Here is a 25,208-nt window from a genome sequence, read left to right as displayed (position 1 = left end):
GGCCTGCCGCCAGCGTTCAATCTGAGCCATGATCAAACTCTTCAATTAAAGTTTTGGCTCAATGAAATACTGTTAAACCATTACCGAAGTAATGATTGAATTGACTGTGCCAAATAATAAGTAAACTTACTATTTGTATTGGTCACTCAGTTTCATTGATAATTCTTTTGTTGACTATCATTTCACGAGTGCCCACACAGATTGCATGGTCAAATTGTTAAAGAACAATACTGACTGGTTAGCGGCTTAAGTTGCCGTTCTCCGTGTCAGTGAGGCGGCATTATAGAGACTTGAATCACTCTGACAAGGGTTTTCTTTAAAAAAAATTCCACCCGGCGATTATTTCTACTAATGTGAGATAAACGCCTCTAATTTCAACATTAGAGGGCCGTCACACTCGCTAGCTAGCAATTACAAGTCAATGAAAGTAATATCAATGTGACTTTGTTGTTAAAATAACCATAACGCCTTCTTCTTTTTTCTTATGACGATGTAGTTAACTTATGAAATTATCCAATCAATCTCTAAAACCGATTCTCGCAATCGCCATTGTTGGGGGCTTAGTATTTAGTTTTCTCCCCATCTACCCCGGTATTGCCTTTGCACTTGGAGCGATTTGTACTGCTTTTATCCTGCCACTTATCCCAACTCAATCCTCATCTGCAGAACCAAACACAGCCCACGCCAGTAAAACGCTTTACGTTGGCAACCTGCCTTATCGGGCTAATGAAAGTGAAGTAAAGAAGTTATTCTCTGAACATGGTGAAGTCTTTGCTGTTCGCTTAATGAAAGATAAACGAACAGGAAAAAGGCGTGGATTTGGCTTTGTTGTTATGAGCAGCAACGATGCTGACAATGCGATTGCCCAGTTAAATGATAAAGAATATGGCCAACGCACCTTGAAAGTCCGTGAAGCCAATGAGCCTAAGGCCGGGGATACTGAAGAGTCCTAACTGGCGCTAGTTTCATTTCCGCCAAACTTTTATTGAGTGCCGCTGTGTTATTACCAGCGGCACTATTGTATGTCAGGTTAGGCCCATTACTGATTACTGTTACTTCCCCCAGCAAGTCCTTCACTCTATTTGCTATCGCCCGCCCAGAGTCAACAATAATCACATCTCCTTTGATGGCTTCAATGATTTCATCTTTAATTAACGGAAAATGGGTGCATCCCAATACCACACAATCCACCTTCCCTCGCCATAGTGACAAAATGCCTTCAAGCTCGGTCATAGAAATCGGCTGGCCACGAAGTTTTTGTTCCGCCATTTCAACCAAACGTGTTGATCCCATTCTTAACACTTCACAATGACTGGCAAACTGGCTAATGAGCAGGTCGGTATATTCGCGCTGCACCGTCGCTGGCGTTGCCAGTAAACCAATCACCTTTCGCTGGCTAAGCATTGCCGCCGGCTTTATTGCTGGAACCACACCAACAACTGGGATAGATAAGCAATCACGTAATGTGGGGAGCACAATCGTACTGGCGGTATTACAGGCAACCACGACTAAATCGATAAAATGACGCTCGACTAACAGAGAGACAATATGGCGGGTTCGCTCTATAAGCTCTTCTTCAGGCAATTCGCCATAGGGAAAAGCTGCATCATCGAATGCATAGATATATTGCACGTTAGGCAGTTGTGCGTATATTTCCTGATATACGGAAAGTCCACCAACACCGGAATCAAAAATCAGTACCCGCTTCACTCTCATTCTCTGTCGTGTCACTCACAAGGGGCATCATCATACTGCGAATTTAAGGCTTCACCAAAATAACCACGGTTATTTTTAAGTTAGACAATAGCGCTGGTAATGAAAGCGGCTCTGTTTGTCTATCTCCGTTAACCCAATGTTCAATACCCCACTAAAGCATGGAGCCTCAATCACTAAAGTGTGAAACTCACCATCTTCACCGCACGGGTCAACCCCTGCAGGTAGCGAATCAATAAGGGCATGGCTATACCACTGACCGCAGAAGCGCCCATCAAGCTGACTGGTATCAATCGTGGTTAGCAGTGTTCGGATACCCCGCTGAAGTATTTCGTTAGCCAGCGCGGAGCTTGCTTCTCCCATCAACGGGAAGACACATTGCCAACCCGCAGGTTCGATATAACTGCGGCGATAATCGGCAATGCCATTGCAGAACATATCACCAAAGGCCACAGCCTCTACCCCTAAACAGCTCTTGCGTAATCCTTCAATGACCAACGATTGGTATACATCATTCGCAGGAAACACCTCTGGCAAGGGGATTTCCACCAATGGTAGGCCGGTTAAGGCAGCCTGAGCACGAACCACCTCTAATGGGGTGGCTTGGAAAGGGACTTCATCTTTAACATAGGTGGTATAGAGACCCACTACGTCATAGCGGGGATCTTCCAGCAGGCGAATAAGCGTGAGGGTTGAGTCTTTACCGGAAGACCAGCTAACAATTGTTTTCAATGGACTCATGAGAGTACGGCTCCATAAAAAAAGCCACCAGCAGGTGGCTTTGGGTATAGTTAGAACTGGTAGGTCACAGTTGCGTAGTAGCTACGCTCTTGGACGTTATAAGTTTCTTTCGCGACATAATCTTCGTCGAACAAATTAGCGACTCGTCCACGTAGGATTAGGTTGTCGTTCCAGTAATAGCTTGCTGCCAAATCAACCAAGGTATAAGCATCCAAACTTTTAGTATTGGCTGCATCATCGTAGCTCTCACCTTTGTATAGCGCACTGACATCAAACTGCCATTGGTCAAGCAAATAGGAGACATTCCATTTCGCGTTATGCTTAGAACGGCGGATCAATTGTTTTTTGGTGCTGCTATCTTCAGCATCCAAATAGTCATAACTAATATCGTGGTAGAGCGGCCCCGTATTGAATCCTGCGGTTAGCTCAAGTCCCTTGATCTGCGCTTCATCCACATTCATCGGGATCCAGTCGCTAAATGGGTTATCGGGATCAATCGGCGCCCATGCAATGAGCTGATCGATGTCAGATTGATAAGCAGTAACTCGCCAGTCTAACAACTGATGTGAGCCAGACAATGACACCTCATAGTTGGTCGACTCTTCTGGCTGAAGGTCCGGGTTACCGGAGTCAGGCCAATACAGATCATTGAATGTTGGTGCCTTAAATGCGGTGCCAACATTGGCCGAAATCTGATAGTTTTTCAGGAAAGAATAAGCGGCTGCGGCCTGCCAGGTATTATTACGACCATAACTGTCATTATCATCAGTCCTGACGCTACCCTCTAGCTGCAAACCCGCCTCGTTACGGTAAATAGAGGTAAAATACAGCGCAGTATTGTCACGCTCATCTTGCGAGAGAACAGTCGTACTATTGGATACCGAATCGCGATACCACTCAACGCCACCGCCGAATTCCAGCTCAGAGTTCAATTGGTAGTAGTTTTGCCAATTTACTACATCGCGCTTGGTTTTGATCTTACTGCCTGCACTTATATCACTGAAGTTACGTGCTTCATCTTGGTTCTGCGCAACAGTTAACTCACTGATGAAGTTATCATTGGTGTAACCCGCCTTGGCAGCCACGTTATACAATGATGACTCCGTTTGAGCATTAGGGGTTGAAATGAAGTCTCCCGTTGCAAAGTCGAAATAGCCATCATCGTATTCACTTTCACCGTCATGATAGTAACCTTGAAGACTGAGTTTCCAGTTGTCATTTAGCTGGGTACCAATTTCAGCCACGATGTTACTGTTCTTGAAACCGTCATCATCTTGCTCATACGGATCCTGACGGGCAGAAAATCCGTCAGCCTTTTCACCCTTGAGGGCAATTTTACCCCAACTATTTTGACCTAGCGCCCCAGCAACTGAGCCTCCTAACTGGTAATAGCCATCACTGCCCGCTCCAGCATTAACCTCTGCCAACGTCTCGCCCGGTTGATAAGCCGTAATAATATTCAGTACGCCACCTACCGCATCAGAACCATAAAGTGCCGCTCTTGAACCTCGGATAAACTCGATACGTTCAATCCCCGTCAAAGGGATTTGGCTAAAGTCAGCACTACCCAGCGTCGCACTGCCAATTCGAACACCATTGATCATCACTAATAGATGACGTGAGGTCGTACCGCGAACATACACTTCTGTATTTTGACCATAACCTCCAGATACCACCTGCACACCCGGCAAGCGGCGAAGTACCTCAGCCATGGACTTGGCTTGAATGGCATCAATCTCTTCTTTGGTAACAACAGAGACAGGGGCAATCACATTTTTGACAGATTGCTCAAATCGGTTGGCGGTCACGACCATCACTTCATCAGAAGAAGTCTCGGCGAAAACCATAGACGGCAGGCACAGAGGTGCCAACGCCACTGCTAAAAGCGTTTTTTTCATTATTTAGATACCTTAAGTCGCGTTCATTCCTGAGCCACTGCTTGGCTCGGTACACTGGTCGGTCTTCGGACTTAAGAGCTTGGCCGGACGGCCACCTAGGCAACAACTTCCCACTTCAGGCATCTGCATTGCACAGATTGTAGAAGCAGTGTTCGGAACTTAACGTCCATGTGCTTTCGTTCTCTATCACCGCTGCGCGTCAGTCACGGAATTTCACCGTGTTCCCCAGCCTGCAAGCAGGCTAACCAGCGCAATTGCATGCTAATTATCCTACATCTTAATGTCTAGTTGTTATTGCTTTGAGCGCAAAATAACGGTTGATTCACGATTTTATCCGGTACAACACTGGACATCGGGCAACAATACAATAAAATCTGGCGCTCTTATTTTGAGCAGTTTGAGGCAACCTCTATGGCATCCACCACTATCAATCCAGCTGAGTACCAACCACAGCTAGATGAAAAAGCAGCGCGTATTCAAAATATCTTTGCCGATTTTGATACACCTGAGCTTGAGGTGTTTGCCTCTCCTGCCGAACACTACCGTATGCGTGCCGAGTTCCGTGTCTGGCATGAAGGTGAAGATCTTTACTACGTCATGTTCAACCAAGAGACACGAGAGAAGTATCGCGTAGATCAGTTCCCGGCAGCCAGCCGTCTGATCAACGATCTTATGCCGCTTTTGGTTGATGCACTAAAACCGGTGAAAGCCCTACGCCACAAGCTATTCCAAGTCGATTTCCTATCTACCCTTAGCGGCGAGATTCTGGTTTCCTTGCTATACCATCGCCAGCTAGATGCCGAGTGGGAGAAAGAAGCCGCAGCACTGAAGCAACGCCTGAATGACGAAGGCTTCAAGCTGAACTTTATCGGCCGTGCGCGCAAGCAGAAGGTTGTGCTAGACCAAGAGTTTGTTATCGAGAAGCTGCAGGTTAACGACCGCGTACTAACGTACAAGCAAGTGGAAAACAGCTTTACCCAGCCGAATGGTGAAGTGGCCCAGAAAATGCTTGAATGGGCGGTTGACTGTACCCAAGAAAGCCAAGGCGATCTGCTTGAGCTGTACTGTGGCAACGGTAACTTTTCACTGGCCCTTGCCCAGAACTTCGAACGCGTATTGGCCACTGAGCTAGCCAAGCCTTCTGTTGATTCTGCCCAGTACAATATTGCCGTGAACAATATCGACAATGTCCAGATCATCCGTATGTCAGCCGAAGACTTTACCGATGCAATGGAAGGGCGTCGTGAGTTCCGTCGCCTGAAAGATCAAAATATCGACCTGCAGAGTTACAACTGCAACACAATTTTCGTCGATCCACCTCGTTCAGGTATGGATGAAGGCACCTGCCGCATGGTGCAGGGTTACGACCGTATCATGTACATCTCATGTAACCCGGATACGCTGAAAGAGAACCTAGATATCTTATCAGAGACACACCGCATCACCCGGTTTGCCCTGTTTGACCAATTCCCGTATACCCACCATATGGAAGCCGGTGTACTGCTAGAGCGAAAATAACCTCAATCAAAAACTAAAAAAGGCGCCAATCGGCGCCTTTTTCTTTATGTCACATCAGCAGCAGTTATGCTTCCGTTTGTGCTTTTGGTGTCATGATACCTAACTTGTAAGCAACCCAGAACAGAAGGCCCAACGCTAGGATCAGAGGCAGGAAGTTTGAACCCATATCCGGCACCTGAGCGCGGACAAATGCTGAATAGCCAAATGCGCCCACGAGGAAACAGGCGAATGCAATCGCAGGGGTGCCTTCGGCCATAGGCTTGCTCAAGTACTCCTGATACAAGCAGTACAGCGCCATAGCAAATGCAATCACAGGGAAGATAGAAAACGCCACCGCGCTTGAGGTAAACACTGCCAGTGTGGCGTTACCACATAGGCCAGCCAGCAATGACAACACCAGCGTTTTGCGTTCAGCTTTAGTTTGTTCCTTGTTCATATCCTTTCACCAACATAATAAAGTTAGAGTTTTTGCCTGAGCTCTCTGCGCTCACGCTCTTTGCGGTACCAATAAGCACCCTTTGCAATCATTCTCAATTGCAGAATCAATCTTTCTGCATGCTCTGCGCGAGCATGGTTGTCCAAATCCAGCGCCTCTGCGCCCGAACTGAAGACCAGAGTCACCGACGCTTCTGCCTGGGTAAATGCTTCTTCATGGGTCACACCGGTTTTGGCCACGAGATATTCAGTAAGTTCCGCGACAAAATGCTGGATCTCTCGGGCAACGGCGGCACGAAATGCTGGCGAGGTGCCCGAGCGCTCACGCAGTAACAAACGGAATACGTTCGGACTGCTCTCGATAAACTCCATAAAGGTTTCCACCGAGGTACGGATCACACTGCCCTCTTCAGCAATACGCTGACGAGCCTGGCGCATCAGCTGGCGAAGAATCAAACCGCCTTCATCGACCATTGTCAGGCCAAGCTCATCCATATCTTTAAAGTGGCGATAAAACGAGGTCGGTGCAATACCAGCCTCTCTGGCCACTTCCCGCAAGCTTAAATTAGAAAAGCTACGTTCAGCACTTAGCTGATTGAAGGCAGCATCAATCAGTGAACGGCGGGTTTTCTCTTTCTGCTGAGCCCTGATTCCCATGGGGTTTTTGTTTCTCTTTGAATTATCTTGCGTCACATTGATAGTCACTATACGCGCTTTTTCACTGCCATCAAAACATAGTAAATCCTGACTGGCGCTTAATCAAAGCCGTTCTTGCCAGTTTTTCTAGTAGCTCACAAACTCCACCACCAACAAGGGGACAACCAAAACCGCCACCGACCTCCAAGTTTTACTGAAAAGTTATCCCGGCAACGTGATCCTCCGCTCCCTATCGCAGAACGTTAATTCTACCTTGCTTTAGAAGAAGTTAAAATAACGCGATAGCAATGTTGCCAGGATGATAAACAAGGCCAAACATGACGAAAAGCAAACACTCTTCAACCCAACACTTTGATGCCATCATCATTGGCAGTGGTCCAGGTGGCGAAGGGGCGGCCATGGGGCTGACCAAAGCCGGTTTCAATGTCGCCATCATTGAACGTGAAGACAGTGTTGGTGGCGGTTGTACCCACTGGGGAACCATTCCTTCCAAAGCGCTACGCCATGCTGTCAGCCGGATCATCGAATACAACCAAAATCCACTCTACTGCAAGAACAACTCAACCTTGCACAGCACCTTCAGCCAGATCCTTGGCCATGCCGAGGAAGTGGTCAACAAGCAGACCCGAATGCGCCAGGGCTTTTACGATCGTAATCAGTGCTCCATCATTTTCGGCGAAGCCTGTTTCACCGGCAGCCATAGCGTGATGGTGAAAAAGCCCGATGGTAGCCGAGAGCATTACAGTGCCGACAAGTTTGTCATCGCTACCGGTTCACGCCCTTATCAGCCGAGCGATGTCGATTTCACCCACAACCGGATCTACGACAGCGATTCCATCTTGCAGCTCAAACATGATCCCCGCCATATCATTATCTATGGTGCCGGCGTCATCGGCAGCGAATACGCCTCGATATTTCGCGGGCTGGGTGTCAAAGTCGATCTGATCAACACCCGGGATCGGCTGCTGGAATTTCTCGACAACGAAATTTCCGATTCTCTGTCCTACCACTTCTGGAATAGCGGAGTGATGATCCGCAATGGCGAAGTCTTCGACCAGATAGAAGGCACAGAGGATGGGGTAATACTGCACCTGAAATCCGGCAAGAAAATGCGCGCCGACTGCTTACTCTATGCCAACGGGCGTACCGGCAATACCGACAAACTCAGCTTGGACAAAGTCGGCCTGACGCCGGACTCCCGTGGCCAATTGAAGGTTAACCAAAACTACTGTACCGATATCGAGCATATCTATGCCGTGGGTGATGTGATTGGTTACCCAAGCCTTGCCAGTGCTGCCTATGACCAAGGCCGTTTTGTTGCCCAGGCGATTGCCAACGGTGCGGCAGAAGGCCAGCTCATCGACCATATTCCAACGGGGATCTACACCATTCCGGAAATCAGCTCGGTGGGTAAAACAGAGCAGGAGTTGACGGCCGAAAAAGTCCCTTACGAGGTGGGTCGATCGCAATTCAAACACTTGGCCCGGGCACAGATCGCCGGGACCGAAGTAGGCAGCTTGAAGATCCTATTCCACCGCGAAACAAAAGAGATCCTCGGGATCCACTGCTTCGGTGAACGTGCCGCCGAGATCATCCACATCGGCCAGGCGATCATGGAGCAAAAAGGGGAAGGGAATAATATCAACTACTTCGTCAATACCACTTTCAACTACCCGACCATGGCCGAAGCCTTCCGGGTTGCAGCACTCAACGGCCTCAATCGCCTGTTTTGAGCGAGAGTTCATTGAACGAAAAACGGAGCCGTAGGCTCCGTTTTTGTTTACTAGTCACTGATATCCATCAGCCGGTTATCCGGAGTCAGAATCGATGACCACGGCAAACTCTCATCACCGAGGGTAATAAAGTTTGGGTTTTCCAGCGTATCACGCTCATTGTAAGACAAGGGGGTCAAGTGGGTATTTAGGATCCGCCCACCGGCCTCTTCGACAATACACTGGGTTGCCGCCGTATCCCACTCGCCGGTTGGGCCAAGGCGCAGATAGCAGTCGACCGCTCCTTCCGCAACCAGACACGACTTAAGCGCCGCTGAGCCAAGTGGCACCAAATCATAATTCAGCGCCGGATCTAACCGGCTGGTGATCGCACCGATGTCTTGGCGACGGCTGATCGCAACGGCAATCGACTGGGTAGGTAGTTCATGCTTATGGGTAGAAATACGTACCGTTTCGCCTTCCGGGGTGGTTTTCCACGCCCCTTTACCGTGATAGGCGTAATACACCACACCCGATACCGGCGCGTACACCACGCCCATGATCGGGGTGTTGTTATCCACTAGCGCTATAATCGTAGCAAAATCTCCGCTACCGGCAATGAACTCCTGCGTGCCATCCAGCGGATCCACTAGCCAGTAACGCTGCCACTCGGCACGCTCTGTCAGCGGAACATCCGCATCTTCTTCCGACAGCACCGGTATATCCGGGGTAAGCTCAGATAAACGCTGGACCACCAGCTTATGTGCTGCCAAGTCGGCACTGGTTACCGGCGTATTGTCACTCTTAATTTGCTTTTCAAACTGGCCGCGCTGATAGATATCCAGGATCACCTGACCCGACGATCGGGCAATATCGATAACTTGTGGCAACAGGTTAGATAAATCCATATGCGCTCCTATTTTCCAAGTTGTTTGAGGGCAAGGAACAGGGCCGTAATGCTTCTCGCCTCGGCAAAGTCCAAATGATGCAGCAGTTCTTCAGCTTGGCTAAGCGGCCAGCGGACGATCTGCAATGGCTCAGGCTCATCACCTTCGAGCTTTTCCGGATAAAGCCCCTGGGCCAAGAACAAGGTCATCTTACTGGAGAAGTACGACGGTGCCAGCACCACTTCCTTGAGCGGTTGCAAGTCATTCGCCCCGAAGCCTATCTCTTCTTTCAGCTCACGGTTTGCCGCTTCAGAAGCCGATTCACCTTGATCAATCAAACCCTTGGGGAACCCCAGCTCATAGCGCTCGGTCCCTGCGGAATATTCCCGGATCAACAGTAAATCACCTTGCTCTGACACAGGCACAACCAGCACTGCGTGACGTCCCGAGGGTTTCATTCGTTCATAAGTGCGCTCTACGCCATTGGAAAACCGTAGATCAAGTGACTCAATCTTGAACAGTCGGGATTGGGCAACGACTTCTGTTGCCAAAATTTCGGGTTTGTTGTGTTCCGCAGCCATGTAATGTCCTATTCCTGGGAAAGCGGATTACCGCAAACGACGCGGCAACCAAGACAATAACTGCTATTTAATGGCATGCCGCGAAGGAAATAAAGTAATTTGTGAGGAAAACGTTAACCCGACTAACAAAGTCGGGTATGACGTTTAGAGCCGTCCGTTGTAGGAAATTTTGTACTGCCCCTTAGGATCGGGGTTGCCCAGCCACTTGAGCTGCTGACCGAGTTGAGGAGGGAACTGAGCCCCCGGCTTGAACCAACCCGACAACGAATAGTTGTTACCTGGAGCAAGGGATACCTGCCACTCACTGGCTACATCATCAGAAGACTGGGAGACATCAGCCACCAACTTACCTTGCTCACAGGCTAAATCGGCAATGACCGGACCGGGATCTAACGATCCTAGAGGTGAAGACACCTGCGCCGCCGACCACGCCAGCGCGCCGTCTAACTGGGCACAGTATGGCGCTTCAAACCGGTAATCCCGCAACGTCAGCTCGAGGTTGCCATTGACCAATACCGGCAAGGCGGTCGGTGAGAACTTGATCACTTCGCTGGCAGGCATCGAAACCAACAGGTTCTCGGCAAACGGCCCGCTACTGGCATAGCCCACTAGCCCCCGTCCCTGCAGGTTCATCTCACTGCCCTGACCGAACCGGACATCCAACTTCAGCTTGCCGGTCAGCAGGGAGAATATTTGCATATCCCACTGCACCCGGCCGTAATTCTTACCCTGCCAGCGGATCTGGCTGGCCGATCCCTGCCAAGGCGTTCCCCGGATCCCCGAAATATCCAGCCCCTGGACATTCGGTGCTTGCTGCCATACCCAGCTTGCCGGAATATGTGCCACCAGGCTGCCCACCAATACCGCGCCAAACGAGGCACCCAGTAATAACTTATACTTCACACTTACCCCCGCCCTAACTGCAAGCGGTTAACTTCGACCACACCAGTACGATCGGCTTTCGACACATCCAAGAATTGGGCATCAATACCGTGCTCATCACGCAGGAATGCCAGCCAGTTGATCAGGGTATTAAAAGGCAACGGCTGCACCCACACCTGAACAGATTCACTACGCGGCTGCATCCGGATCAATTCAATATTGAACTGGCGAGTCGTTTCATTGACCACCTGGTTCAACCCTTTATCGCTCACCGAGCCTGTCGAACCGCTAGTACCACGCAACGACAGGATTTCATCAGCCTTGGTTTTAACCCAGCTTAGTAGCTGGCGTTCACTCTGCAGGCGACGCTCGGTATTATCCGCGGACGTTGCCATCGGTTGCCATATTCCCCAGTAGAGAACGGCAACGACCAGGGCTGCTCCCCCGCCCAAGACCAATTTCTGCTCCCGCTGGCTCAACCCTTTCCACCACGCGTTCATGACTTTCTCCTTAGCACGATGGCACCGGTTACCTGGTTCCCCTCACGGTTCAACTGGCCGAGTTCTACCTCGAAGTCATCATCCAGCATGGTTCTCAGCTGCTCGAAATGCTGGAATTCAGAGGCTACCGCCTGAAAGCGCATTTCATTGCGGTTCTGATCATAGCGGAAGTTCTGAACCGATAACTGCGAGACCTTGGCCAATGATGGTTGTAGTTCCGCCAACCAATATAAGATGCCTTCCGTACTGCCTCCGCCACCCAGCCGGGTCAACTCACTGTTCATTTGTCGTTTGAGGTAGCTCTGCGACGGCACACGCTGGAACTGAGGCAGTACCTGGCGGAAAATACGCTCACTCTCGGCTTTGTAGGTCAGCGCTTGCTGCTCCATCGCCTGCACCGAAATAACATGCTCTGCCACCATCACAGCCATCAGTAGTCCAGCGGCAATAGCCACCTTGCGCCATGGCTTGATGTACTTACGCCACGCCGGCTGTTGCTTGTATTGACCTGAGAGCAAATTCACCTTGCTCTCGGCGGCTCCCTGTGCCAGCAGCTGCATCACCAACTCAGGCGTTTCCGCTACCCATTGGCCCGGCATATTTTCAGGGGCCGGGGTATAATAATGCACCACAAGCTCATCACTTGACGCTGTTTCACCCGACTCAGGCTTGTCTTCCGCCTCTACCGTATCAGTCTCTGTGCTATCCGCATCCACGTCTGGCTCGCCCGTAACTCTTTGTGACTCAAGCCAGGGGGCTAACCAAGCACGTTCAGCCCCAATCCCCAAGGATTCCGACTGGCGGATCAACCACATGCCATCGATCTCAGCGGCGGTAAAGCTATGGTCAAACAACGGCAGACACAAGCAGTCAGGGAGCAATGCTTTGATTTCAATACCGGCATCTTCCAGCGCCGCCTGCCATAGTGCGACTTTCTTATGCTCAACCACCGCCACCTGGGCTAGATCACCGCTTTTCTGAAGAAGGTGAACATGCAAGCTGTCCACATCCTGTGCCAGATCTTCTTCCAGCAGGAACGGCAGTACTGCAGACAGCTGTCGGCTACTACCAGCCGGAATGGAGACCTCGGTCAGCAGCACATCACCCGCTGGCATCAACGCATAGACAACGCGCTGACTGGCATAATCGGCAATCTCGCTCAGCTGGCTGATCGCCTCAAGCTGGCCCGATGCAATAACTTCTTTTTGTTGTGGCGACCAGACAAGCCATTGCACCGGCTGATCAGCACGGCTACTTAGCCTGATTGTCAGACATTCGCTCACTAATTCCTCCATAACGGCGACGCACTACCGTCACCGTGTCTTCACTATCTCGTTTGAGCAAGGCCACGAGCCTCACCCTAGACCGATCGACCAATACCTCGGTATCCATCTGAAAATAATCACTGCTGATCGCCAAGAATTCCTTGGCCTGATCTTTTATCGTGGCATCGACACTGGCCAGCTGAGATTCACCGAGAAAATCATCAACATTTTCCCAACCATCATACGGCCGATCGGCTATCAACTTCTGAGCATCAGACAGCGATAGCCGTGGTGAGAACAATGCGACCAAGATAGGCGCCTGCTGCTCGAAAAGCGTATTGACATTAATCGCCAACGTGGTGGTCGGAATAGCACATACCTGATGGCGCACCTTGTCAAAAATAGCCGCCGTCACGCCGTTCACGGCCCGCAACTCACTGGCGTCGGCCATCCAATCTCGTGGGGGGAGATAAGGCGGACGGAAACCTTCATAGGTGCTGTCGCCAGCGCCAAAGGCAGCATTGACCTTTTCATCCGTGTCGACGTATTCCCACACCGAATCGGCAACCACTTCGGCGTCATAGCTTTCGACACCGGTTTCTTCAATCAAGGTCTGTAGTACAGTCACGATGTAGGGCTTGGTACTGCTTCCAGTTGTCGGCTGTACCCCCGATAAGGCATTGAGATTAAAACATGCCTGACGATCAATAATATCGCCGATGGCCTCACCGCCCTCCAGCGGATAACGTTGGCCCTGTGTGGCCCAAGCCTGACTCAGGTTGACTGTATCGCTATCATCAATCCCTTGCTTGATTGCCACCTTGGCCAATTCTTCCATCCCCTGCGCGAACCAATAGGCCTGCTGGTTCTGGATTTGATTTTCGACCCGGTAAAAATTGAGGTGTAACCGTTCGGTCATCTGCACCGCCAACAAGGTCATCATTGATAACAGCAACAGAACGACAATCAAGGCCACACCACGCTGCTGCTTAATCGGAGTGTAATTATTCATCATCACCCGCCTCTAGCGCCGAGGTCGGCAGCATATACACCCGCTCAATATCGCCGTAATCTTCAAGCGTCAGCTTGATCATTACCCCTTCAGGCAAAGCCGCTGGCTTATCCCAGGTTTCCAACCACTTCTTGTCGCTGTAGAACCGGAATGACATCTCCTCAACCCCGGGCAAAATGGCCCTGACCAAAGCTTCAGTACCGACCACACTATCCGGGTAGCGGAACCAGACCCGCTCCAACTGCTCATCGACGATCCGGTAGCCGACTTTAACGTTCTCTCCACGCGGGAACATCTGCTGCGGGTTCTGCCAACCGCTCCGGGTGAACAAAATGCCGTAGCTCGACGAATCAAGCAGGTATTCACTGCTCTGGAATATCCTGTCGCTGACCGTCTCACCCTGATTGCGAACCTTTCGGGCGACCACCTGACGGAAATCATTGTCCATCATGACTATCGCCCGCTGGATATCCTTGAGTCGCTCACTGTGCTCACGCGACTGTTCATCACTACGCTGCACACCGTTCATCACCTGATAGGCCGACAGACTCAGCATGGCAAATACGGCAATGGCCACCAGCACTTCAAGTAAGGTAAAACCCGCTTGTTTCACCTTGTTCTGATACGGCATACGCTGGCGTGAAGTAGATTTAATTCTCAACATAAGTTCTCAGTGACACCACCGACTTCTTGCGCGCTTCATCCGTAGCAACCGTAACATCCAGTGCCCGTAGGAAACCATCTGCTGTACGGGTACTCTGTATGGTCCAATACCACTCCCGCCCAGCCAGCTCTGACTTGCCTCGCTTGGCGGTCGTTGGGATTTCGCCGGACAATCGTTGCTTGGCCATTTCATTGTCGGCCACTATCGCGGCAAACGTTTTTTCCTCCAGGTAACCCAGGGTATTGAGGTGCTGGCTGACCGCTTTCATCACACTGAGTGCCGCCGTGGCAAACACCGCCAGCGCCACCAGTACTTCGAGTAATGTCATCCCCCGATCGCGTCGGGATATCAATGGGTGTTTCACTACTGGGTTTGCTCCTGCACGGTGGCGATAGTCTCACCCGGCGGCAACAGGAACAACTGGCCCAATTCATCGGCCTGTACCCGCCAAAACTGGTTTTCGCCCGTCACTTCAAACTCCAATGTAAAAGGGGTGTATTCTCCACTGGCCATCACTACCACCTGGGGTGGTTTTATCTTGTCTTTATCAGTTTGCTCAGCAAACAAGTCTTCGTTAAACAGCGAGCCGGGCTTGAACAAGCGATCCTTGTCCTGCCAGGAGTAGCTACCTATTTCGACAGCCAAACGGATCTCTTCGGGCATCTCCACTTCGGTGAAGAACTTAGAAGATTCCAATGGCTGCCAGTCTTGACTGGTTAGCTGAAGAAACTGGTATCGGTTACGCTCCACCCTGACACCGTAGTCGTAGCCGTTGAGCAGAGCATCCTCACCCAGTAACTGGACGAGGTAGTGAAAGCGCGCAGCTTCCTCCCTGACTTTATCCTCCTTGCTCTCGGGCAAGGCGACAATAACTGCCACCGCACTGGTTGCCAACAGCACCAGTACCAGCAGTATCTCAATCAGGGTAAAACCCGCTGCACGCTTACTTATCATCACAACTTAGAAATCCAGCATGTTCCAGTTACCGATATCAGTATTGATACCCTCACCGCCTTCCTGACCATCTGCACCCAGGCTGAAAATATCAACAGCTCCGTGCTCACCCGGCATCACGTACTGGTATGGGTTACCCCAAGGGTCGTTAGGCAAACGACGAATATAACCACCATCACGGTAGTTGCGCGGCTCCGGGCTGGATGACGGCATGCTCACCAACGCCTCAAGGCCCTGATCCGTGGTTGGGTACACGCTGTTATCCAATTTGTACATATCCAATGACTGCTCTAACGCACTGATATCAGTCACGACTTTTTGCTGATCCGCTTTTTCCTTGTTACCTAACAGGTTAGGTACCACCAAGCTGGCCAATACCCCAAGGATAACGATCACGACCATGACTTCCAGCAGCGTAAAGCCGCGTTGTTTGCGTTGCATTGAGAAAACCTCCAAAAATTACATTCCGACCATGTTGTTCAAAGCAATGATCGGCATAAGGGTAGCAATAACAATAAACATCACGATGCCAGCCATCGCGACGATCAATAAGGGTTCAAAAATCCCGAGAGCCATATTTACCAGCGACTCGAAGTCCCGATCCTGGTTGTCAGCAGCACGGGTGAGCATCTGCTCGAGTTCCCCACTGCGCTCACCACTGGCTATCATGTGAAGCATCATCGGGGGAAAGATTTTGGTCTGCTCCAACGAGACCCGCAGGCTCGAACCTTCACGCACCTTGTCCGCCGCTTCGCGGATCTGCTGGTTAACCCAGGTGTTAGTCATCACATCCGAGGCAACTTTCATGCCTTCTAACAGCGGGATGGCACTCGAGGTACAGATAGACAATGTCCGGGCAAAGCGTGATGTGCTTAGACCCCGGGCCACCTTGCCAATGACCGGCAAGCGCATGACCCAGCGGTCCCACTTAAGCCGGAAATCCGGCCGCTTGAGGGCCATCTTGAGCAGCATCACCACTGCTGCAATCACCAGCAATACCACCAAGCCCCAGTTCTGGACAAAATCACTGGCGGCCAGCAAGATTTCGGTAATGGTCGGCAACTTCTGTCCCATCTGGACAAACTGATCGACAATCTTCGGTACTACCGTTGCCAGCAAAAAGGCGACCACGGCAATCGCAATCAAGGTCAGCATGGTAGGATAGATCATCGCCTGCTGCAGCTTGCTGCGCATTTTCTGACGATTCTCGGTGTAATCCGCCAAGCGGTTCAACACGGTATCTAAATGGCCAGATTTCTCACCTGCCGCCACCATGGCACGAAACAGTTGGTCGAAGATATGCGGATATTCCGCCAGTGAGTCCGATAGGGTATACCCCTCGACCACCCGGGAACGTACGGCCAGCAGCATATTTTTCAGCCGTGGCTTTTCGCTCTGCTCCGCCACCGCCTTAAGGCACTCCTCAAGAGGCATGGATGCCTGTACCAGCGTCGCCAGCTGACGGGTGATCAGTGACAGTTCAGTGGTACTGATCCCCCGGCGTAGCTGAAAACCGCCACTGGCTTTTTTCTTCTCGCGCTCGCGGGTCTGCACTACTTCAACCGGGATCATCCCCTGCTCACGGAGCTGCTGGCGAATTTGCCGCGCAGTATCCCCTTCGAGGACCCCTTTCTTCTGGCGCCCTTTGGCATCCAGGGCTTTGTATTCAAACGCCGCCATCGGTTAGCCCTCCTTGGTAACCCGCATCACTTCCTCAAGGGTAGTAATACCGACTTTTACTTTGGACAAGCCATCATCTCGAATACTTGGCGTATGGGCCCGAATGGCTTTTTCAATCGCCATTTCACCGGCTTCACCGTGGATCAACTCCTGTACCTGATCATCAATCATCAACAGTTCATGGATACCGGTTCGACCGCGGTAACCTTTGTTGTTACAGGCTTCACAGCCTTTGGCGCGGTACAGGGTCAAGCTCTCTTCTGCCGGTATACCAAACAGTTTCTTCTGCTCGATATCAGCTTCATACGGTTCACGGCAGGTCGGACAAAGGGTCCGGACCAAGCGCTGGGCCAGCACCCCGAGCAGGGAGGAAGAGACCAAGAAAGGTTCAATCCCCATATCCCGCAATCGGGTAATGGCCCCCACAGCGGTATTGGTGTGCAAGGTCGACATTACCATGTGACCGGTCAATGACGCCTGTACCGCAATAGATGCGGTTTCAAGGTCACGGATCTCACCGACCATCACCACATCGGGGTCCTGACGCAAGATTGCACGCAGGCCACGGGCAAAGGTCATATCGACTTTCGGGTTAACCTGGGTCTGGCCGATACCGTCGATATCAAATTCAATCGGATCTTCAACCGTCAGGATATTGCGCTCTTTGCCGTTAAGCTCCTGCAGGCCAGCATACAAGGTGGTCGACTTACCCGAGCCCGTCGGGCCGGTCACCAGAATAATACCGTGTGGGCGGTCGATAATATGACGGAAATTGGCATGGTTGGCTTCGGTCATCCCCAGGCTGTAGAGATCCAACCGGGTCGCGTTCTTGTCGAGAAGACGCAGTACCACCCGTTCGCCATGGGAAGACGGCATGGTTGATACACGCACATCCACCGCACGGCCACCGATACGCAACGAAATACGGCCATCCTGCGGGACCCGCTTCTCGGCAATATCCAAACGGGCCATAACCTTGATACGCGATACCAGCAACGGCGCCAGTTTACGGCTTGGCTGCAACACCTCACGCAGCACGCCATCGACTCGGAAGCGGATGGACAGCACTTTCTCGAACGTCTCGATATGAATATCCGAGGCCGCCTCTTTGATCGCTTCGGCCAACATGGCGTTGATCAGCTTGATGATCGGTGCGTCGTCTTCCGATTCCAGCAAATCCTCTGTTTCTGGCAGCTCTTCGGCCAACGCGAAGAAGTCATCGCTGTCCGAGCCGAGATCTTCCATCAACTGGCGGGCTTCGGAGGAGTCACGTTGGTACGCCTCGGTCAACTTGAGCTCAAACGCTTTATCTTCCAATGGATGGGGGACAAAACTGCCACCTGCCACCCGGCGGATTTCCGCCAGTACCGAACCAGAGATCTGACCGCTGTAATACAGCGCGACGTCCTGATCCAAAGCTTCAAGCACCACCCGGTGGCGCCTGGCAAAAGAGAAAGGCAGCCGGAACAGCGGCTGCTTCTCCTGTTCCTGGCTCATATCATGCATTACTGTTTGCCCTCCAACTGGGCAACAAAGGCGCGGACCTCTGGCGGCAACGAAATATCTTCGCCATATTTAGGCAGCACCGGCAGTTCAGCTTCCGGCATCAAGCGCAAGCCCTGATCCGCTTTGAATAACTGCTCGGCACGGATGTAATTGTACTTACGCTGGGTAATACCATCCGCCGTCACCCCGTCGCGGATAATCGTTGGCTTGATAAACACCATCAGGTTGGTTTTCGCCGTGGTGGTGTTAGTCGATTTGAACAAGTGCCCCAGAATCGGGATATCACCCAAAATTGGGATCTTCTGCTCGCTCTCATTGGTCTGTTCTTGAATAAGGCCACCCAACGCCAGCATCTGACCGTCTTGAATCAATACGTTGGTGGTGAGCTGACGCTTGGAGAAACGCACATCGACGGCACCATCGGCCCCCAGCACGTTAGACACTTCCTGCTCAATTTTCAGCTGGACCGAGTCCCCTTCGTTGATTTGAGGTGTCACATTCAGTTTGATACCCACTTCCTTACGCTCGACGGTCTGGAACGGATTATCATTGTTAGAGCTCGACGTCGAACCGGTCACGACCGGAACTTCCTCACCGACAATAAACGAGGCTTCGCCATTGTCCATGACGGTAATACTTGGCGATGACAGGATATTGGAATTACGGTCTGAGGCAACAGCATTGACCAGCATAGTCCAGTCACCCATCACGATCCCCAACGCTGCACCATTCACCCCGCCAAGAACAGAAGCCAAGGTACTGAAATCACCATCTTCGGTAATGGTTCTAACCTGATCTTGGCCATTTGCATCAACGTAGTTCTCTGTTCGCGTCGTTTCCTGAGCTTCTTCCAAACCTATCGCATACTGGGAGATTGGCACACCGGAGTTACCAAACTGGATCACCCCACCATCAGTGGTTCCCCATTGCACACCAAAGTTCACCCCGTCACCCTCGGCAAGCTCGACAATCATCGCTTCAATCAGTACCTGGGCACGGCGGATATCCAGCTGGGCAATGATATTTTCCAGTGCACGCATGATATCTGGCGGCGCAGTCAAAATCAGCGAGTTGGTATCAGTGTGAGCCGATATCATCACTGCCGATTTGCTACTACTGGCCGTTGTTTTTGCGCCACCCTGCTTTTCAGCTTGTAGGTTATCGGATACACCCGTAAGGACATCGACCATCTCTTCGGCATTGGCGTATTTGAGGTAAACCACCCGGTTGTTACCCGACGAGGCCATCTCGACGTCCAGCTGTCGGATCAGGCGGCGCAGCCGGTCACGCACCTGCGGATCGCCCGAAAGCAATACTGAGTTGGTACGGTCATCGGCCACCAGTTTCGGCTGCAGAAATCCCGGAGTCGATTTTGCATCGACAGTTTTGTTCAGTGCTTCAACAATACGGACCATCTCGGCAGCCGACGCATTACGCAGTTCGACCACATCGATCTCTTTGTCACCGGCACGGTCAACCCGCTCGATGATTTCAGCCAAACGGTTCACGGTCGCCGCGCGACCAGTGATCATAATGATATTGGCGGGGTCATAGTGCACCACGTTACCGGCACCAGCATTATCGTTGAGCTGGCGCAGCAGTGGCGACAGCTCACGAACCGACACGTTACGAACCGCAATAACGCGCGTCACAACCTGATCGCCAGTGATGTTGCTGTCATCACCCACCACAGGGATAGCTGAGATCTTAGCGTCTTTATCACGGACGACCTTGAGCACACCGTTGTCCATTTCCACCACGGCAAAGCCATAGACTTCGAGCACATTCAGGAAAAACTGGTAGTACTGCTCATCATTGAGCAAGTCATAACTGCGAACATTAACCTGACCACGCACCGCCGGATCCACGATGATGGTTTTCTGCAGGTTCCGCCCGACGATGTTAATAAATTCCTGAATGTCTGTTCCCTTGAAGCTGGCACTAAACTCGCTTGCCAGTGCAGAGCTGCACATCAAACTGCCTAATAACCAGAGGGCGCTTTTACCCATCCATTTTTTCACAAAAAACTCCTGCGCTATCGCATGTTCGCTTGGGGCTACTATTGCAGCTCAATATAAATATCGTGTAGCTGACCTTCTCGCTCAACGGTCAAAGTGAAATCGGTGGCACTCGACAGTTCGGTCCACAATTTCGCCATCACAGCGGCATCAGTCAGATCATTGCCGTTGAGACTCACGGCCAAGTCATTGGCCTTCAGGCCCACGGCGTCGAACAACGCCCGCTCTTTACCGGGATTAACCCGGTATCCCACCAACTCGCCATCCCGTTTCACTTGGGACAGGCGAATATAGCTAAATAAGGTTTGTGGTTTCTCGAGAATTTCTTGCTTAATACGGCTCAGATCAGACGTCGGCTCCGGAGCCTGAGAAGCTCGGGGCTCCGGTGGACGGCTTCTTGCCGTATTCTGGGAAGATTTATTGAAATCGACACCATCAAGCATCAGGGTTTCATCACGCCCGCTGTTGCGGATAATCACCCGGTCAGGATATACGGCCTGCAGAGTAGCGCGGGTCCCTTCTATCGCTTCGTTCAGGCCATAGGTATTTTGTTTGCCGCGGTGGGTGATGACCGCTAGGGCCGTTTTCGGGTTGGAGCTAGCCACCAGACCGACGAGGGTCAGGCTCAGGCGGGTCTGAGGGGCATCCTGCTTCACCGGCTGCTTGCGTTCCACGACGACAGGGGCATTTTCCTGATAACGGCCGAACAAATTCATGTTCAACACTTTGGCGATTTCGCCACGATCATTACCGGCACTGGACGATACCGCGACGGTCGATGCCTGCCAGGTGGCGGGAGCGGGAGTTGGCTGCAGGGCCAACCACACCATTCGGCCAATCACCCAAGCGAGCATTACTATCAGCGTCCAAGTAAGGAGGCGGGCCAATGAGGAGATTGAGATCCTGCTTTTGGACTGCAGGGTCCCTAACCAATTTGCTGTTACCATGAAAAATCCATCATCCTGCGGAAATAAAAACAAGCGCGTTATATCAAACTGTAATATGAAAGCGTATGACTGTTAAATCGTATAATTATCTGTCTTAGTTTATCAAAGTGAGCCGAGAAAGTTTCTCCTACTATCAATAGACTATCTATTTTATGTGATTTATTCCTAGATTGTTGTTGAAATCCCGATCCCATATCACCATTTATAAACTCTCAATGCCTGCTGACGCTCTGTCGGCAATGTGGTACTTTTAGCGCCCTTTCGGGTTAAGGAGCATACTGTGGGCCAGCAAACATCGCATTCAGACAACTTTCAGGTCCGTCTTGATAAGTGGTTATGGGCGGCACGCTTTTACAAAACCCGTTCTATTGCCCGAACCATGATCGATGGCGGAAAGGTGCAATACAACGGCCAACGGTCCAAGCCCAGTAAACTGGTTGACGTGGGTGCAGAGATCCGTGTACGCCAAGGCAATGACGAAAAAACCATTATCATAGAGAAACTCTCAGACACCCGCCGCGGTGCACCTGAGGCGCAGACTCTCTACCGGGAGACCGCGGAAAGCATCAAGCTACGCGAAGAGCATGCCAAGATGCGTCGCCTCCATGCCTACGGCGGCCCGAGCCCCGAAAAGCGTCCTGATAAAAAGCAGCGACGCGATATAATTAAGTTTAAAAGTCATTCCGATTAAAGGTATTAGATCAGTGTAGCGCAGAAAAGTTTCGTTATGTTGACGTTAAATACCAAAATTGGTCAATTAGATACCTGCTGGAGAAATCAAGCTAATGACAAAAGATAGTCTATACCGTTACCTGTTTGACGGTGTATCCGTACGTGGTGAACTGGTTCAGTTGGGCGACACCTACCAACAGATCATTTCCAGCAAGGACTACCCAGCCCCAGTTCAGACCCTGTTGGGTGAACTGCTGGTTGCCACAAGCCTGCTGACTGCCACACTAAAATTCGAAGGTTCAATCACTGTCCAGCTGCAAGGTGACGGCCCGGTAAAACTGGCAGTGATCAACGGTGACCATGACCAGAAACTACGCGGTGTTGCCCGTTGGGACGGCAACGTACCAGCCGAAGGTACGATCCATGATCTGATGGGCAAAGGCCACATGGTGATCACCATTACCCCAACCAAAGGCGAGCGCTACCAAGGTGTCGTTGGCCTGGAAGGCGATAGCCTAGCTTCTTGCCTAGAAGGTTACTTCGCAAACTCCGAGCAGCTGAAAACCCGTATTTGGCTGCGCACTGGCGAGCATGAAGGCAAAGCCAAAGCAGCGGGTATGCTATTGCAGATCCTACCGGACGGCCAGGGCGATGAAGGTGACTTCGATCACCTTGAGCAGCTGACAGAAACAGTGAAGAACGAAGAGCTGTTCAGCCTAGAAGCACAAGATGTCCTATTCCGCCTGTACCACCAAGAAACCGTTAAGCTATTCGATCCGCAAGACGTGATTTTCCAATGTGGCTGCTCACGCGAGCGCAGTGCCTCGGCAATCTGCTCTATCGAGCGCAGTGAAGTTGAGCGAATCATTACCGAAGAAGGTAAGGTTTCCCTGCACTGTGACTACTGCGGTACCAGCTATGACTTCGATAGTGTTGATGTAGCAGCCCTATTCGAACAGGCGGCGACAGGCAACAGCAACCAGGTGCATTAATTATTCTGCTTAAAAAAGCCTGAAACTGAATTACAAAAGCCGGACAGTGTCCGGCTTTTTTTTTACCTATCCCACACTTTTGCTGTTTATTTTGTAAACAAGCAACACGCTAACCCTCGCTTTTTTCAGGAAAAATATTAAACCGCACGGGCTAGCTAAAACACTTCACATCACGGTAAAATCACCACCTACAATAAATTAAAGGATTTTACTTACCCTTAACCTTTTAATGGTTAATCTTTGATAAACCTCCCTGAATTACCCCTTTAGGGTTGCTAGCATGGTCAACAGTTAAACAACATCTTACCCAAGGAGCACCTATGACTGTCATGAACGTCGAGAAAAAGGTTGCAAAAACGCTAGATTTGTCTCAATACGGTATCAACAATGTTGCAGAAATCGTTCGCAACCCAAGCTACGAAGTTCTGTTCGAAGAAGAGACCAAGCCAGGCCTGGAGGGATACGAAAAAGGTATCGTTACTGAGCTAGGTGCCGTCGCAGTTGATACAGGTATTTTCACTGGCCGTTCCCCGAAAGATAAGTTCATCGTTAAAGATGACACCACCCGCGATACTATGTGGTGGGCAGACCAAGGCAAAAACGATAATAAAAGCATTGGTGTTGAAGCGTGGAACGATCTGAAAGAGCTTGTGACTGGCCAGCTATCTGGCAAGCGCCTGTTCGTTATTGACGGCTTCTGTGGTACTAACCCTGATACCCGCCTATGTATCCGTATTATCACCGAGGTCGCTTGGCAGGCCCACTTCGTGAAAAATATGTTCATCCGCCCAACGGAAGAAGAGCTGGAAACCTTCGAGCCTGATTTCGTGGTGATGAACGGCGCCAAGTGCACTAACCAGAAATGGGAACAGCACGACATGAACTCCGAAAACTTCACGGTGTTCAACCTCACGGAGAAAATGCAGCTTATCGGCGGTACCTGGTACGGCGGTGAAATGAAGAAAGGTATGTTCGCAATGATGAACTACTTCCTGCCGCTTCGTGACATCGCATCTATGCACTGCTCTGCCAACATGGGTGAAAACGGCGATGTCGCTGTCTTCTTCGGCCTATCTGGAACCGGTAAAACAACCCTGTCTACCGATCCTAAGCGTGCCCTAATCGGTGATGACGAGCACGGCTGGGATGATAATGGCGTGTTTAACTTCGAAGGTGGTTGCTATGCGAAAACCATCAACCTGTCGAAAGAAGCCGAGCCTGACATCTACAATGCTATCCGCCGTGATGCATTGTTAGAAAACGTTACAGTACGCAGTGACGGTGCTATTGATTTCGATGACAATTCGAAAACAGAAAACACCCGTGTTTCTTACCCGATTTACCACATCGAAAACATCGTTAAGCCGATCTCCAAAGGTGGTCACGCTAACAAGGTGATCTTCCTGTCGGCTGATGCGTTCGGCGTATTGCCACCCGTGTCGAAGCTAACGCCAGAACAAACCAAGTATCACTTCCTATCTGGCTTCACAGCCAAGCTAGCCGGTACTGAGCGCGGTATCACCGAGCCAACCCCAACCTTCTCAGCGTGTTTCGGTAATGCGTTCCTAACACTACATCCAACCAAGTACGCAGAAGTACTGGTTAAGCGTATGGAAGCAGCGGGCGCTGAAGCCTACCTGGTCAACACCGGCTGGAATGGCTCTGGCAAGCGTATCTCAATCCAAGATACCCGTGCGATCATCGATGCTATCCTTGATGGCTCTATCGAGAACACAGAAATGAAGAATATCCCAATCTTCAACTTGGAAGTACCTACGTCGCTGCCGCACGTCGACCCAGAAATCCTTGACCCACGCGATACCTACACCGATCCTCTGCAGTGGGAAAGCAAGGCGAAAGACCTGGCCGAGCGTTTCATCAACAACTTTGAGAAGTACACCGACAATGCCGAAGGTGCCGCTCTGGTTGCTGCTGGGCCTCAGCTAGACTAATCGATAATCGCAAATACCTAAG

Annotated in this window: 25 protein-coding genes and 1 riboswitch; of the genes, 6 read left to right on the top strand and 19 right to left on the bottom strand. The window is 51.0% G+C overall.

The features are described 5' to 3' along the window. Positions 1-503: 503 nt before the first annotated feature. On the top strand, positions 504-953 hold the full coding sequence (locus L4D79_RS26485; protein ID WP_428656135.1) for an RNA recognition motif domain-containing protein: 450 nt from the start codon (positions 504-506) through the stop codon (positions 951-953). Here L4D79_RS26485 and murI read toward each other — a convergent pair. From murI to L4D79_RS26470, 3 genes are all read right to left on the bottom strand, one after another. After that, positions 925-1,716, bottom strand: a complete 792-nt coding sequence (gene murI, locus L4D79_RS26480) for a glutamate racemase (protein WP_428656133.1) — start codon at positions 1,714-1,716, stop codon at positions 925-927. The two genes, L4D79_RS26485 and murI, sit on opposite strands and share 29 nt — an antisense overlap. 75 nt (positions 1,717-1,791) lie before the next feature. Beyond that, entirely contained in the window at positions 1,792-2,454 is a 663-nt protein-coding gene (locus L4D79_RS26475; protein WP_428656131.1) for a Dph6-related ATP pyrophosphatase, read from the bottom strand. Between the two features lie 50 nt (positions 2,455-2,504). Then, positions 2,505-4,352, bottom strand: coding sequence for a TonB-dependent receptor domain-containing protein (locus L4D79_RS26470; RefSeq protein WP_428656129.1), 1,848 nt, complete (start codon positions 4,350-4,352; stop codon positions 2,505-2,507). A gap of 39 nt (positions 4,353-4,391) precedes the next feature. Continuing rightward, a riboswitch (cobalamin riboswitch) is annotated at positions 4,392-4,617 on the bottom strand. Between the two features lie 146 nt (positions 4,618-4,763). Between L4D79_RS26470 and trmA the strand changes: the two genes are divergently transcribed. Continuing rightward, positions 4,764-5,870 carry a tRNA (uridine(54)-C5)-methyltransferase TrmA gene (gene trmA, locus L4D79_RS26465; protein ID WP_428656127.1) on the top strand — a complete coding sequence of 369 codons (1,107 nt, stop codon included), beginning with the start codon at positions 4,764-4,766 and terminating at the stop codon, positions 5,868-5,870. 64 nt (positions 5,871-5,934) lie between these two features. Here trmA and L4D79_RS26460 read toward each other — a convergent pair whose 3' ends face one another. Both L4D79_RS26460 and fabR read right to left on the bottom strand, forming a co-directional pair. After that, the gene (locus tag L4D79_RS26460; RefSeq protein ID WP_428656125.1) at positions 5,935-6,306 is read right to left on the bottom strand and encodes a YijD family membrane protein; all 372 of its coding nucleotides are present in this window, start codon (positions 6,304-6,306) and stop codon (positions 5,935-5,937) included. A 23-nt stretch (positions 6,307-6,329) separates the two neighbouring features. Then, complete coding sequence (gene fabR, locus L4D79_RS26455; RefSeq protein WP_428656123.1) at positions 6,330-6,962, bottom strand: HTH-type transcriptional repressor FabR; 633 nt, start codon at positions 6,960-6,962, stop codon at positions 6,330-6,332. Between the two features lie 317 nt (positions 6,963-7,279). Here fabR and sthA point away from each other — a divergent pair, with 317 nt between their 5' ends. Then, entirely contained in the window at positions 7,280-8,695 is a 1,416-nt protein-coding gene (sthA, locus tag L4D79_RS26450; RefSeq protein WP_428656121.1) for a Si-specific NAD(P)(+) transhydrogenase, read from the top strand. 50 nt (positions 8,696-8,745) lie between these two features. On the opposite strand, the gene cysQ is transcribed toward sthA, so the two are convergent. The 14 genes from cysQ to gspC all read right to left on the bottom strand — a co-directional run bounded on the left by cysQ (position 8,746) and on the right by gspC (position 21,570). Next, the gene (gene cysQ / locus L4D79_RS26445; protein WP_428656119.1) at positions 8,746-9,582 is read right to left on the bottom strand and encodes a 3'(2'),5'-bisphosphate nucleotidase CysQ; all 837 of its coding nucleotides are present in this window, start codon (positions 9,580-9,582) and stop codon (positions 8,746-8,748) included. A gap of 8 nt (positions 9,583-9,590) precedes the next feature. After that, a complete protein-coding gene (gene nudE, locus L4D79_RS26440) occupies positions 9,591-10,142 on the bottom strand; it encodes an ADP compounds hydrolase NudE (RefSeq protein ID WP_428656117.1) in 552 nt (183 codons plus the stop codon). Positions 10,143-10,286: 144 nt separating this feature from the next. After that, positions 10,287-11,045, bottom strand: a complete 759-nt coding sequence (locus L4D79_RS26435; protein WP_428656115.1) for a type II secretion system protein N — start codon at positions 11,043-11,045, stop codon at positions 10,287-10,289. A 2-nt stretch (positions 11,046-11,047) separates the two neighbouring features. Beyond that, positions 11,048-11,524 carry a type II secretion system protein M gene (locus L4D79_RS26430; protein ID WP_428656113.1) on the bottom strand — a complete coding sequence of 159 codons (477 nt, stop codon included), beginning with the start codon at positions 11,522-11,524 and terminating at the stop codon, positions 11,048-11,050. Next, positions 11,521-12,807, bottom strand: coding sequence for a type II secretion system protein GspL (gspL, locus tag L4D79_RS26425; RefSeq protein ID WP_428656111.1), 1,287 nt, complete (start codon positions 12,805-12,807; stop codon positions 11,521-11,523). Before gspL ends, L4D79_RS26430 begins: the two co-directional genes overlap by 4 nt. Next, entirely contained in the window at positions 12,776-13,801 is a 1,026-nt protein-coding gene (gene gspK, locus L4D79_RS26420; RefSeq protein WP_428656109.1) for a type II secretion system minor pseudopilin GspK, read from the bottom strand. Before gspK ends, gspL begins: the two co-directional genes overlap by 32 nt. Further along, positions 13,794-14,465 (bottom strand): type II secretion system minor pseudopilin GspJ, encoded by a 672-nt coding sequence (gene gspJ / locus L4D79_RS26415; RefSeq protein WP_428656107.1) that lies wholly within the window; start codon positions 14,463-14,465, stop codon positions 13,794-13,796. The genes gspK and gspJ overlap by 8 nt, the downstream gene beginning before the upstream one ends. Then, positions 14,452-14,829, bottom strand: a complete 378-nt coding sequence (gene gspI, locus L4D79_RS26410) for a type II secretion system minor pseudopilin GspI (RefSeq protein WP_428656104.1) — start codon at positions 14,827-14,829, stop codon at positions 14,452-14,454. Before gspI ends, gspJ begins: the two co-directional genes overlap by 14 nt. Beyond that, complete coding sequence (gspH, locus tag L4D79_RS26405) at positions 14,829-15,416, bottom strand: type II secretion system minor pseudopilin GspH (RefSeq protein WP_428656147.1); 588 nt, start codon at positions 15,414-15,416, stop codon at positions 14,829-14,831. The genes gspI and gspH overlap by 1 nt, the downstream gene beginning before the upstream one ends. A 9-nt stretch (positions 15,417-15,425) precedes the next feature. Next, entirely contained in the window at positions 15,426-15,860 is a 435-nt protein-coding gene (gene gspG / locus L4D79_RS26400) for a type II secretion system major pseudopilin GspG (RefSeq protein WP_255041650.1), read from the bottom strand. A gap of 18 nt (positions 15,861-15,878) precedes the next feature. Continuing rightward, a complete protein-coding gene (gspF, locus tag L4D79_RS26395; protein ID WP_428656100.1) occupies positions 15,879-17,099 on the bottom strand; it encodes a type II secretion system inner membrane protein GspF in 1,221 nt (406 codons plus the stop codon). A gap of 3 nt (positions 17,100-17,102) precedes the next feature. After that, the gene (gene gspE, locus L4D79_RS26390; protein WP_428656097.1) at positions 17,103-18,596 is read right to left on the bottom strand and encodes a type II secretion system ATPase GspE; all 1,494 of its coding nucleotides are present in this window, start codon (positions 18,594-18,596) and stop codon (positions 17,103-17,105) included. A gap of 8 nt (positions 18,597-18,604) precedes the next feature. Continuing rightward, positions 18,605-20,626, bottom strand: a complete 2,022-nt coding sequence (gspD, locus tag L4D79_RS26385; RefSeq protein WP_428656094.1) for a type II secretion system secretin GspD — start codon at positions 20,624-20,626, stop codon at positions 18,605-18,607. 38 nt (positions 20,627-20,664) lie between these two features. After that, positions 20,665-21,570 (bottom strand): type II secretion system protein GspC, encoded by a 906-nt coding sequence (gene gspC, locus L4D79_RS26380; protein WP_428656092.1) that lies wholly within the window; start codon positions 21,568-21,570, stop codon positions 20,665-20,667. A gap of 280 nt (positions 21,571-21,850) precedes the next feature. On the opposite strand from gspC, the gene hslR reads away from it, so the two are divergent. The 3 genes from hslR (at position 21,851) to pckA (ending at position 25,186) form a co-directional block, all read left to right on the top strand. Beyond that, on the top strand, positions 21,851-22,261 hold the full coding sequence (gene hslR, locus L4D79_RS26375; RefSeq protein WP_428656089.1) for a ribosome-associated heat shock protein Hsp15: 411 nt from the start codon (positions 21,851-21,853) through the stop codon (positions 22,259-22,261). A gap of 94 nt (positions 22,262-22,355) precedes the next feature. Further along, on the top strand, positions 22,356-23,234 hold the full coding sequence (hslO, locus tag L4D79_RS26370; RefSeq protein ID WP_428656087.1) for an Hsp33 family molecular chaperone HslO: 879 nt from the start codon (positions 22,356-22,358) through the stop codon (positions 23,232-23,234). A 320-nt stretch (positions 23,235-23,554) separates the two neighbouring features. Beyond that, on the top strand, positions 23,555-25,186 hold the full coding sequence (pckA, locus tag L4D79_RS26365; protein ID WP_428656085.1) for a phosphoenolpyruvate carboxykinase (ATP): 1,632 nt from the start codon (positions 23,555-23,557) through the stop codon (positions 25,184-25,186). Positions 25,187-25,208: the final 22 nt, after the last annotated feature.

Origin of the sequence: Photobacterium satsumensis (assembly GCF_050336935.1) — a bacterium.
In the GTDB taxonomy this organism is placed as follows: Bacteria; Pseudomonadota; Gammaproteobacteria; order Enterobacterales; family Vibrionaceae; genus Photobacterium; species Photobacterium satsumensis.
Note: the sequence above shows the minus strand (reverse complement) of the source record. Positions and strands in the feature narration are given on the sequence as shown.